This window comes from Parabacteroides sp. (assembly GCF_977054455.1).
The window spans coordinates 232,733-245,119 of the sequence record NZ_CDRTCT010000001.1 but is presented as its reverse complement, the minus strand read 5'-3'; the positions used below and the strand labels follow the sequence as shown (position 1 = coordinate 245,119).

10 protein-coding genes are annotated in these 12,387 nt (G+C 46.9%); 3 read left to right on the top strand and 7 right to left on the bottom strand.

What is annotated here, in order from left to right; translation table 11 throughout:
* Positions 1-4: 4 nt before the first annotated feature.
* Together ACW6QF_RS00880 and ACW6QF_RS00875 are read right to left on the bottom strand one after the other, a co-directional pair.
* Positions 5-3,304: a TonB-dependent receptor gene (locus ACW6QF_RS00880; protein ID WP_456086465.1), complete on the bottom strand. Its 3,300-nt coding sequence runs from the start codon at positions 3,302-3,304 to the stop codon at positions 5-7.
* 238 nt (positions 3,305-3,542) lie between these two features.
* The gene (locus ACW6QF_RS00875) at positions 3,543-4,568 is read right to left on the bottom strand and encodes a FecR domain-containing protein (protein ID WP_456086464.1); all 1,026 of its coding nucleotides are present in this window, start codon (positions 4,566-4,568) and stop codon (positions 3,543-3,545) included.
* Between the two features lie 142 nt (positions 4,569-4,710).
* Here ACW6QF_RS00875 and gpmA point away from each other — a divergent pair, with 142 nt between their 5' ends.
* From gpmA to ACW6QF_RS00860, 3 genes are all read left to right on the top strand, one after another.
* Complete coding sequence (gene gpmA, locus ACW6QF_RS00870; protein ID WP_186930408.1) at positions 4,711-5,463, top strand: 2,3-diphosphoglycerate-dependent phosphoglycerate mutase; 753 nt, start codon at positions 4,711-4,713, stop codon at positions 5,461-5,463.
* An 84-nt stretch (positions 5,464-5,547) separates the two neighbouring features.
* Entirely contained in the window at positions 5,548-6,111 is a 564-nt protein-coding gene (locus tag ACW6QF_RS00865) for an RNA polymerase sigma-70 factor (protein ID WP_298554746.1), read from the top strand.
* A 121-nt stretch (positions 6,112-6,232) separates the two neighbouring features.
* Positions 6,233-6,994, top strand: coding sequence for an exodeoxyribonuclease III (locus ACW6QF_RS00860; protein ID WP_456086463.1), 762 nt, complete (start codon positions 6,233-6,235; stop codon positions 6,992-6,994).
* Here ACW6QF_RS00860 and ACW6QF_RS00855 read toward each other — a convergent pair.
* The 5 genes from ACW6QF_RS00855 to xylA all read right to left on the bottom strand — a co-directional run bounded on the left by ACW6QF_RS00855 (position 6,964) and on the right by xylA (position 12,383).
* On the bottom strand, positions 6,964-7,926 hold the full coding sequence (locus tag ACW6QF_RS00855; RefSeq protein WP_456086462.1) for a tRNA-dihydrouridine synthase: 963 nt from the start codon (positions 7,924-7,926) through the stop codon (positions 6,964-6,966). The genes ACW6QF_RS00860 and ACW6QF_RS00855 overlap by 31 nt on opposite strands.
* Positions 7,923-8,591, bottom strand: coding sequence for a lipoyl(octanoyl) transferase LipB (lipB, locus tag ACW6QF_RS00850; protein WP_298554754.1), 669 nt, complete (start codon positions 8,589-8,591; stop codon positions 7,923-7,925). Before lipB ends, ACW6QF_RS00855 begins: the two co-directional genes overlap by 4 nt.
* On the bottom strand, positions 8,588-9,406 hold the full coding sequence (mtgA, locus tag ACW6QF_RS00845; protein WP_456086461.1) for a monofunctional biosynthetic peptidoglycan transglycosylase: 819 nt from the start codon (positions 9,404-9,406) through the stop codon (positions 8,588-8,590). The genes lipB and mtgA overlap by 4 nt, the downstream gene beginning before the upstream one ends.
* Before the next feature lie 34 nt (positions 9,407-9,440).
* Positions 9,441-10,985, bottom strand: coding sequence for a D-xylose transporter XylE (gene xylE, locus ACW6QF_RS00840; RefSeq protein ID WP_456086460.1), 1,545 nt, complete (start codon positions 10,983-10,985; stop codon positions 9,441-9,443).
* A gap of 69 nt (positions 10,986-11,054) precedes the next feature.
* Complete coding sequence (gene xylA / locus ACW6QF_RS00835) at positions 11,055-12,383, bottom strand: xylose isomerase (protein ID WP_298554763.1); 1,329 nt, start codon at positions 12,381-12,383, stop codon at positions 11,055-11,057.
* Positions 12,384-12,387 lie beyond the last annotated feature (4 nt).

The window sequence follows — 12,387 nt, the reverse complement described above, 5'->3', positions numbered from 1 at the left end:
TTTTTTAGAATGAAACCTTCAGATTAAAACCTAAACTCCGGGTAGTCGGCATACCGAACACATCCACACCCTGGTTGCCATTGCCACTGGACAAGCTGGCATCCGGATCGAACGGAGCATCTTTATAGAAGAAGAACAGGTTACGGGCAACAAATGAGAGTTGCACATCCTGGAACACTTTCGATTTCTCCATCAATTTTCTCGGGAACGTATAGCCTAAAGAAAGTTCACGCAAACGAACGTTTGTAGCATTATACATATAATATTCGGAACATCCGTTACGTCCGCCGACCCGACTATAGAAAGCTTCTATATTTTCTTTTTCAATACGTGTACCTTCCAAATCGATGAAACCGGCATTACGGGCATCGGCTGTAGCCTGTGTCACGCCTTTGGAATCCAGGTCAGCCTGTGTGATAGACAATACATCACCCCCAAAACGGCAGTCAACCAGGAAATACAAAGAGAAATCTTTATAAGTAAAGGTATTGCTCCATCCCAGCAAAGCATCCGGGTTTGAATTACCGACCTTCACATTATTACCGGTATTTACATTCGGCAAATTGTTTTCATCAAAAATGATCTTACCGGCTTCGTCGCGTTCGAAAGCATTTCCGTACAGGTCACCCAGCGAACCGCCTTCTTTAATACGCATCATATACATCATACTGAAGCCCTCGTCCCCATAAGCGAACGATTTCAGGTCCGGATGCAATTTCACTACTTTGTTCTTGTTGGTTGAGAAATTGAATGAAGACTTCCAACGGAAATCATTCGTCATAACCGGTGTGACGCCAACCGTTAGTTCCACACCTTCGTTCTGGATATTACCTGCATTTACGTAATAATATTTATACGGTGCACCTGCAAACGACGGCATCTTCAGCAACTGGTTCTTCGTATTTGTCTTATAGTAAGTGAAATCCAAATCCAAACGGTAATTGAAGAACTTCCATTCCGTACCGACTTCCCAGGATGTGCTCAATTCAGGTTTCAAGTTATCGAAAGCAGCCGCTTCGTTCACGATGATCTTACCGCCTGCACCAATCATATCGACAGGATTACTTACATACAGAGGAATATCGTTACCCACTTTAGACCAGGAGCCTCTCAGTTTACCGAAGTTGATCCATTCCGGCATATCGAGCGAATTATTCATGATCCATGACAAACCGACTGACGGATAAAAGAAACCTTTATTCTTATGTTTGGTGAATGCCAGTGTGGAAGACCAGTCGTTACGGGCCGTAACATCCAAATACAGGCTTTCTTTCCATCCCACCTGGGCTGTCGCGAATATAGACTGGAGCGTACGGCGCTGGTTGATGATCTCGTCACAGCCGGCCGATGTGTTCATATTGATATTGGCAACAGTAAATACGTTCGGATAATAGAGGGAAGCTGTCTTGGAATCCAAGCGTAACTCGTCTACCCGCGTACTGTTGATACTTGTACCTAAGGCTGCATTCAAAGACCAGTCGTTCCATTTCTTGTTAACCATAGCCATAACATCTCCGTACAACAACATTTCCGTATGGTTCAGGTCGATGTAGCGACCGTTCGTACCGGCGATATCGACCGAGGTCGTTGCATACATTTTTTGCTGGAACTTATCGTTCGTATAGTCCACATTCCCACGAGCCTGTATTTTCAGCCAGTCTGTAACTGTCACGGCCGCAGTCAATGAAGCCAACGCACGGTAACGCTTGTCGCGGCTTGTCACACGATTCACCAGCCAATAGGGGTTCTGCTCGAAACTGTTAATAGCCGTATGCCAATTCTGTACCGGCATATTCCGTTCGAAATCGATCGTTTCGTATTCATCTCTGTAGGGAGCCATATCCTCGCCACGTGGAAATCCGTACAACCCAACCAGTGGATTCATATAATAACCACCGGAGGTCGGGCGGTTCTTGATAGACTGCGTCATCAGATTGACGTTGGCATCGATATTCAGGCGATCGTCAAAGAACTGTGCCGTTTCACGGAAGTTCAGGTTATGCTTCTGCAGTTTGTTCTTTTCTACGATACCGCTTGCACTGGTATTTGCATAAGAGAAATAAGTCTGCAATTTATCGTTACCTCTTGTCAGTGACAACGAGTTGATAGCCGTTACCCCATTCTGGAAAAAATCGCCTGCATTATCATAATCTTTCAGGTTCCCATCTTTGCCCCAACTCTGGTCGTCCTTACGACCGTAATTGTTCTGGAATTCAGGAAGACTGATTGCATGATCGACCGTCAGGTTGGAAGAGAAAGTAACGCGCTGCAAACCAGCCTTACCTTTCTTTGTCGTGATCAGGATCACACCGTTGGCAGCCTGCGAACCGTAGAGGGCGGCAGCAGAAGCCCCTTTCAGGATACTCATGCTTTCGATATCGTCCGGGTTCAGGTTGGAGATACCGTCACCGGAGTCACGGTTACCACCGTTATTTTTACCTCCCATTGCGGAAGAGGCTTGTTCGCTGATCGAGTTCAACATCGGAACACCGTCGATCACATATAAAGGCTGGTTGTTTGCATCTGCATTGGCAGAGCGTACACCACGGATCGAAACCTTTGCCGAACCACCCAGACCGGATGAGTTCTTATTGATCTGCACACCGGCCGTCTTACCAGCCAATGCCGTAATCATGTTCGGATCTTTGGCACGTGTCAGTTCGTCACCTCCAACCTGCTGGCTTGAATAGGTTAAGGAAGCAGCTTTCTTCTTGATACCCATGGCAGTCACAACCACTTCATCTAACTTCTGCGTATCTTCGGACAAAGTCACATCGATAGTAGCCTGTCCGCCATATTTCAACTCCTGCGAATCGAATCCGATATAAGAAAATACCAATGTGGCATCGGCTGGAACATTGTCGAGCGTATATTTACCATCTATATCGGTAATCGTCCCGTTTGTCGTTCCCTTCACCAAAATATTAGCGCCGATAACCGGTTCGTTGTTCTTATCGACAACCACACCCGACACGCGTTTACCCTGTTGCTGCATGACAGTTTCTTTCTTATTCAGGATAATCTTTTTGTTAACAACGGTGTAAGCGATATCGCTATTACCGAACATTTTATTCAGTACATCAAAGATATTTTTTTCGTTTACACTGACAGAGACCTTCTTATTTATGTTGACCACGTTAGCATCATAGATAAAGGAGAAGTCCGTCTGATTCTCTACCGCTTCCAGCACGTTGGCAATCGTACTGTTCGACATTTCCAACGATAAAGTGGTATTCTGGGCATAGGAATTGTTTGCTACTGCAATGCCGAGACTCAAAAAAAGAAATACAACACTTAATCTCATAACTAATGGTATTTTTAGGAAAAAAGCGTAACTTTCCTTTCCTATAATTTCTAAGGTTACAATTTTATTCATATTTTTGTGATGCTTATTATTTATAATAAAGTTATTTGTGAGCTGCGTCAACAGCTTTTTAGACTTTTCATGCGGGGGAATGCGTCAACATTCTTCCGTATGTTTTTTTAATTCCTCTTATGTCTTCATGGGCAATCCGATTTAAAATGGTTATACACTCTATTTTTTATTTTGATATTTCTATTACTGATATTTGCAACGTATTGTCGGTATTCATCACCGGCTTCTGTATCTTATACTTAATACCGGAAGCGAGTTTGAGATATTCCATAACCTGCGGCAACTGCTCATCCTTGAAACGCGCCGTGATAACCGAATTCAGCACATCGTTATCCTTCACGTCAAACCTGACATTGTAATGGCGGCTCAACATCTTTAAAACCTGTCGCATCGAATGGTTACGGAAAATGACTTCACCGTTTATCCAGGCCGTGTCGTAATCCGTATTGACAGAAGTAATATTCAGTTTGCAGGTCGATTTCGAAAATTCGGCTCTTTCATCCGGCTTTAAAAGCTGGGAAACCGTTTTGCCGTTTTTCTGATTAATATTCAGTTTTACAGACCCTTCCACCAATGTGGTCCCGATCACCTCATCATCCCGGTAAGCCGACACATCGAAAGTGGTTCCTAAAACTTCTATCGAATAGGCCGGATCGACTTTTACGATGAAAGGCTTTTCCGGATCTTTCGTTACTTCAAAATAGCCTTGTCCGGTCAATTCCACCTGGCGACTTTCGGACCAGAAGTTCTGCGGATAGGTCAGTGTACTTCCTGTATTCAGCCAAACTTTCGTGCCGTCAGGCAGTTCAAAGCGGGAAACCACTCCGGGATTGGTGCGCACTTCAACCATGCGCACCCTTTCACGTCCTAACTGCATAAACATATATGCAGATAAAATCAATACCGGAATGAACAACACTGCTGCTACTTTTTGCAATAAAGACAAATTCCTATACAACCTAACTTTTTTATTTTGTTTACGTACTTTCGATTTAAAACGGACAAGCGCCATTTCAGGGTCTACAGACTGCATGACATGCAGGCGATCCGTTACTTGTAACGTGAAATATAACTGCTCGAGCACCTTTTCATTTGCGGGCGACTCCGCCAGCCAGGCTTCAACCTCGGCTTGTTCGCTCTTAGTCTGTGTTCCGTCCAGATACTTGATTAATATGTTTTCGTCTATTGTCATCTTTTTTCCTGTTTCTATAACTAATACAATCCAGAAAAAGGATGTACTAAACGAAAAAGCGATTTCTTTTCAAGAATTTATAAAATCTTTTTCATCATCTCATTTGTTATATTAATAATCAGTTAGTTATAAAGTTAAGCATATGAAAAAAATAGTTTTACTTCGCCACGGCGAAAGTGTTTGGAACAAAGAAAACCGTTTTACGGGATGGACAGATGTTGATCTTACCGAAAAAGGCGTAGAGGAAGCGACAAAGGCCGGTGATTTATTGAAAGAAAAAGGATTCAAATTTGACAAAGCGTACACATCTTATCTGAAACGTGCTGTTAAAACATTAAATTGCGTTCTGGACCGGATGGATCAGGATTGGATTCCGGTAGAAAAGAGTTGGCGGCTGAATGAAAAGCATTATGGCTCGTTACAAGGACTGAATAAAAGCGAGACGGCTGAAAAATATGGAGACGAACAAGTACTGATCTGGCGCAGAAGTTATGATATCGCCCCTCAACCTCTGAAAGAAGACGATCCGCGCAATCCGCGTTTCGAACTCCGTTATAAAGATGTACCCGATAGCGAACTCCCCCGTACCGAATCATTGAAAGATACGGTGGAACGAATTTTGCCATATTGGAAAGAAGTGATCTTCCCTTCGCTCGAAACATCCGACGAGATATTGGTAGCCGCTCACGGGAACAGCCTGCGTGGGATTATCAAATATCTGAAAAATATCCCGGACGACGAGATCGTACATCTTAACCTGCCGACAGCCGTGCCGTACGTATTTGAATTTGACGATAATATGAATCTTGTGAACGATTATTTTCTCGGTGATCCGGAAGAAATTAAAAAATTAATGGATGCAGTAGCTAATCAAGGAAAGAAAGATAAAAAATAAAGCCAAGGAGTATTTGTTCTATTTTGAATAAGAATCGCTCTTTATTCAAAATAATTCATTAAGTTTGCAATAAAAAAGAACCTGGTGGTCTACGAAAACGAAGAAACTATACACAAATTAAATAGCGGTGACGAACAAATGTTCGACACCGTTTATAAACAATATTACAGGGGGCTATGTGCCTTTGCCTCTCAATACGTAGCAGAATCCGAATGTGAAGAAATTGTACAGGATGTTATGATGTGGGTATGGGAAAACCATACCCTTTTAAATCCGGAAATGTCCCTGAAATCCCTGTTGTTTACGATGGTTAAAAACCGCTGCCTGAATAATATAACCCACAATCAAATCAAACAACAAGTCAGGGAAAAATTATATGATAAATTCAAAGATCAGTTTGAAGATCCGGACTTTTATCTGGAAGGAGAATTGATCGCTTTGGTAACCAAAGCGATCCGGGAGCTCCCGGAGGACTATAGACAAGCGTTCGAACTGAACCGTTTCCACCATCTTACTTATAATGAGATCGCCGACCGGACAGGTGTTTCTCCTAAAACTATTGCATACCGTATCTGCCAATCCCTGAAAATACTCCGTACGGAACTAAAAGACTATATGCCGCTACTGCTTTGGCTGCTTTATAAATAGGTGATCTGCTCGAAGCGCATATTTGGTGTTTACAACTGCAAATATAAAAAATCATGATTTATGGCTGATGAATTATGGATTTCAATTACATTTGCCATATCATTGAAATAAGTATTTGGAGATGAAAATTATCACATACAATGTAAACGGCCTGCGTGCCGCCGTAGGAAAAGGATTGCCCGAATGGCTGGCACAAGAACAGCCCGACGTGCTTTGTCTGCAGGAAACCAAGTTGCAACCGGACCAATACCCGGCCGAAGCATTCGAGTCGCTCGGCTACAAAGCGTGGCTTTTCAGTGCGCAGAAGAAAGGTTATAGCGGGGTTGCGATCCTGAGCCGCCGCGAACCGGACCACGTGGAATATGGGATGGGGATCGAAAAGTACGATAACGAGGGCCGTTTCATCCGGGCCGATTTCGGGGATCTGTCGGTGATCAGCGTTTACCACCCTTCGGGTACGAGCGGCGACGAGCGTCAGGCATTCAAGATGGAATGGTTGGAAGATTTCCAGAACTATGTGGTGGAGTTGCAAAAGTCGCGTCCGAAGTTGATCTTATGCGGGGATTACAACATCTGCCACGAGCCGATCGATATCCATGACCCGATACGCAATGCGACGAACAGCGGTTTCCTTCCGGAAGAGCGGGAATGGATGACTCGTTTCCTGGATGCCGGCTACATCGATACTTTCCGCCTCCTCAACCCGGACAAACAAGAATATACCTGGTGGAGTTACCGTTTCAGCGCCCGGGCCAAAAACAAGGGCTGGCGCATCGACTATTGCATGGTCAGCGAACCAATGAAAGCACAGGTGGAAAAAGCGTATATCTTAAATGAGGCCGTCCATTCGGATCATTGTCCGGCGGTGATCGAGGTGTCGTAAATTAAATTCCTCACCGCCTCCTGGTAATCCGCCAGCCGGGAGCTTTTCAGGACTTTTTTCCGGAGCCGTTTCTCTGCATCCGGCAGCAGATAGTCCCAAAGAGTCTTCATCTTGTCAAGTATCTGATGTTCGCCTCCCTCCAGACGGGAAGAATAGCCCGCTATTAGTAAGGCATGGAAAGCGGACAGCTTTTCCTTCTTCTCCTGGGCAGTAAGCGGGATACCGGATATATATTCCGTTGCCAACCAAGGAGAAGACAGCAGACCGCGTCCGAGCATGATCCCCTTCAAACGGGGGAAGCGTCCGACTAACGAACGAATATCCGGCAAAGTCCGGATATCGCCATTATAAAAAAGCGGAAGCGTGCATGAATCGTAAAACCGGGAGAAAGCCTTCTGATCCGCCTCTCCTTTATATTGCTGCGTGCCGATCCGGGGATGCAGCGTGAGATGCGTGAGGGGCAGCCCGTTCAGAAAAGGAAGAAGTGCCTGCGCCTCATCCGATGAATCCCAGCCTAACCGCAGTTTGACCGAGAACTGTATCTCCGGAAACTCAAAGATCGTTTCCAACAACGCTTTCACCTCATCCGGATAAGGCAGGATACCCGCTCCCCGATGTTGTCGTGCCTGCATAGGGAAAGGACAACCTAAATTAATATCGGCACGCCGATAGCCCGACTCACGAAACAAACCGGCAATCCGGCGGAACTCCTCGGGCGAGGCTGCGATCATCTGGGGAACGAGCGAGGCGGATGTATTTGCTTCCGGTGCAAGATCCCGCAGCTCCTTATTACGGAAGCCCCCCTTTTCGAGACGTACAAACGGAGTGTAATAGGTCTCGACTCCCCCGAATATTTGTGCATGCGCTTCCCTGTAAACCGAGTCGGTGTAACCCTGCAAAGGGGCGAAATGAATGACATACGGTTCCATCATTCCGGAAACATTTCAGTGAAGAGTGAATGAAGACGTGTTTTGGCCGTTTCGAAATCCTGCTCCGCCCCCAACTCTTTCTCAAGCGAGGTAACCCCTTTATCTTTAAAGCCGCAAGGATTGATCAGGGAGAAGTAATTCAAGTCCGTATTTATATTCAAAGCAAAGCCGTGCATGGTGACGAAACGGCTGCTTTTCACACCGATCGCACAAATCTTACGGGCTTTTCCCGGTACATCGGGATCGATCCACACACCTGTAGCTCCCGCGAGCCGCTCCCCTTTAATACCATAAAGAGCTAAAAAACGGATAATCGTTTCTTCCAGCCTGTCGATGTATTGCTTGAGCCCCAACTTCCAGGCATCCAGGTCGAAGACCGGATATCCGGTGATTTGTCCCGGCCCGTGATACGTGATATCCCCTCCCCGGTTGATATGGTAGAAAGAAATACCCCGTTGCACGAGCAGTTCTTCCGGAATCAGCAGGTTGGCATCTTTGCCACTCTTCCCGATCGTCAGTACCGGCTGGTGTTCGCAGAAGAACAACCGGTTTTCCCCGGTCATGCCTTGTGCTTTCGCTTCCAAAAGGGCATTGAAAGCAGCCGTCTGGCGTTCCAAGGCCTTCTCATATTCGATACGTCCGAGGTCGTGATATATAAAATGACTCATATGATTATCGTTCTTTTGTGAATATTCTTTTCCATCAGACGGACCGTCGTGCCGGATTCCGCCCGGAGCTTCTTCCGTTTACGCACTTTCCTGCTACCTGATTCAGGGTCGGGCTCACCGCTGCCATACCCCATTTCGATCTTAAGCAGTTTTCCCATCAACGACATGATCTTCGTCTGCCGCTTCAGCATATAAGGAGAAGGTTTTGCCGAATTGAACTTGCGGGGATTCGGCAAGGTCGCGGCGATCAGAGCCGCTTCGGCCTTCGTCAATTTATAGGCGGGCTTTTTGAAATGGGCTTGTGCGACTGCTTCGGCGCCATAGATGCCGTCTCCCATTTCGATCGAGTTCAGATAGACTTCCATGATGCGTTCTTTCCCCCAGATCCATTCGATCAGGACGGTAAAATAAGCCTCGATGCCTTTGCGCAAATAGGTCCTTCCGGGCCATAGGAACACGTTCTTAGCGGTCTGTTGCGAAATCGTGCTCGCCCCGCGTACGCGTTTGCCTTTCTCGGCATCGGCACGGGCTTTCTGAATCTGCGTCATATCGAAACCGTGATGGTCGAGAAAAAGATTGTCTTCCGAAGCCACGACCGCCTGTGCCAATGGCTGGGCGATCTTTTTCATCGGTACCCATTTGTGTTCCAACTTGAAGGGCTTACCGTCCTGAAACTGTTCGTACATCCGGATGAACATCAGCGGAGTGTAGTAAACAGGAATGAACTTATATGCCACCACAGCCAACAAACTGGAAACAAACAGGAACAGCAACAGGTTCCGGCTTCCTATCAGTATTTTTTTCAGTATGCGCATCGATTCTTGTCTTTTCGAACGCAAACTTACGGATTTATTTCCAATATTGTTCCATCTGCTCCAGTGTCTTGCCCTTTGTTTCGGGAACGAATTTCCAGATAAACAGGGCGGCCAACATCCCCATGACACCATAAACCCAGTAGGCCATGCCATGATTGAACGTATCAGTCAGATACTGGTTCTTATCGAGCATCGGGAAAGTCCAGGAGACAAGAAAATTGGCTATCCATTGCCCCGCAACGGCAATACTCATCACCGTCGAGCGGATCGTATTCGGGAAAATCTCCGCCAGCAATACCCAGCAGACCGGCCCCCACGACATCGCGAAACCAGCCGTGTACACCAGCATGCAAACCAGCGAGCCGATACCGACGGAATGTGTATAGAAAGTCGTCCCCAGGATCATCATCGAGACAGCCATGACCAATGCCCCGATAATCATCAGCGGGCGACGTCCGAACCGGTCGACCGTGAAGATAGCCAGCACGGTAAAGGAAAGGTTCACGGCTCCCACCACGATCTGTTGCAACAAGGCGGCATCGGTAGCGGCCCCCATTGTCTTAAAGATCTCCGGCGCATAATACAACACGACGTTGATCCCGACAAACTGCTGGAAACCGGACAACATGACCCCGACAAATATGATCAGTATGCCGAACGAACGCACCGGGAAGACCAACGACACAAAAAAACTGCCGATCAAAGCGATCTCCAAAGCACTCGTATTGCCGGCCAGTTCCAACGCCCCGTACAAAAGCAGAAACAGCACCAGCCACATCCCCATAAACAGGAAATAGGGACGCATGGAGGGTTCCTGCTTCCTGAAACTCTCTTTTATTTCCGCCAGTTCAGGAGCCGCTTTTTCTTTTCCCATCAAACGGTCCAATACCGACAGGGCCTTATCCGTTTTGCCACGCATCACCAAATAACGGGGCGTTTCCGGCACAAACATCAGAAGGACCAGGAAGAGCAAAGCCGGGATGATCTCGGACGCGAACATCCAACGCCAGCCGATCGCATGCAACCAGGCGGCATCTCCCTGCAACGCGATACTGTAATTCACAAAATAGACGACAAGCATACCGAAAATGATCGCAAACTGGTTCCACGACACCAAGTTTCCCCGTTTCTCCGCCGGCGCCATCTCGGCAATATACATCGGGGAAACCATAGAAGCCAAACCGACTCCTACCCCTCCGACAATCCGGTAACACACAAAAAGGTACATGTACGTATGGTCACCGCTACCGGGCAGCCCGACAAACAGCTCCGGCCATGCCGAACCGATTGCCGACAACAAGAACAGGATGGCAGCCAGCACAAGTGTAGGTTTCCGTCCATACCGCTGGCTGATCCAGCCGGCAAAAGAAGCGCCTAAGATACAACCGATCAGGGCACTGCTCACAACGAACCCTTCAAGCGCATTTGCCTGATCCAATGGTAATCCGACAGGTTCGATAAAGAATTTACGCAGCGATTCGACCGTCCCGGATATCACTGCCGTATCATATCCGAATAATAATCCCCCCAATGTCGCAACAAGGGTAATGCCAAAAATATAATTGTTGTTGTTTTTCATAATAAAAAACACAAAGGATATGTGCCATCAACACCAGGTTCTTTTCTGGCACATATCCTTTATTACATTTTAAATATACTGATTTATAATCATCTCATACAACTCCTGTTTTCCGCTGATCTGCTTCGGTTCGCCACCGGCAAGGGCGATCGTGCGCAAGTCTTCGAGAAGGAGTTTTCCTTCTTCGAACTTCTTGCCTTCACCCTGGTCGAAGCTGGCGTAACGTTCGGCACGCATTTTCTTGTAATCGGAATGTTCCAGGATATCGGCGGCGGCCATCAAAGCACGGGCAAAAGAATCCATACCGCTGATATGGGCCAGGAAGATATCATCCAGATCGGTCGAGTTACGGCGTGTCTTGGCATCGAAGTTTGTCCCTCCGGTAGTCAGGCCGCCCGCTTCGAGGATAACCAGCCAAGCCTGTGTCAGTTCGTAGATGTCAACCGGGAACTGGTCCGTATCCCAACCATTCTGATAATCGCCGCGGTTGGCATCGATGCTACACAACATACCGGCATCGGCGGCAGCCTGAAGTTCATGTTCGAAAGTATGTCCGGCCAATGTGGCATGGTTCACTTCGATATTGATGGCAAAATCCTTGTCGAGACCATAATGACGCAAGAAACCGATAACCGTTTCCGTATCCACGTCATATTGATGTTTGGTCGGTTCCATCGGTTTAGGCTCTACCAGGAAAGTACCTTTGAACCCGTTCTTGCGGGCATAGTCGCGTGCCATCGTCAACATCATGGCAAGATGTTCCTTTTCGCGCTTCATGTTGGTGTTCAGCAAGCTCATATACCCTTCACGTCCGCCCCAGAACACATAGTTTTCGCCACCTAAGGCTATACAAGCATCGATCGCGTTCTTGATCTGCGTGCCGGCACAAGCGACAGCAGGGAAATAAGGATTGGTGGCAGCCCCGTTCATATAACGTTTATGCCCGAACACATTGGCGGTAGACCACAACAACTTCTTCCCGGTCGCTTCCTGGTGTTGTTTGGCATACTCGACCATCGTATGCAGGTCCTTCTCGAATTCGGCCAACGTCGGCGCTTCATCCACAACATCCACATCGTGGAAACAATAGTAAGGGATGTTACATTTCGTCATAAACTCGAAAGCGGCATCCATCTTATACTTGGCACGGGAAATACGGTCCGCAGCAGCATTCCAAGGAAATGTTTTCGTTCCGCCCCCGAACTGGTCGGCACCTTCCGCGCACAATGTATGCCAATAGGCCATAGCGAAACGCAGGTGGTCTTTCAGCGTCTTGCCCATTACGACCTTGTTTTCATCATAGTAATGAAAAGCCATCGGATTCTTCGACTCGCGTCCTTCAAACTCTATTTTTCCTATTCCCGGAAAAAATTCTTTTTCACCTTTAAAGTAATTCATGATA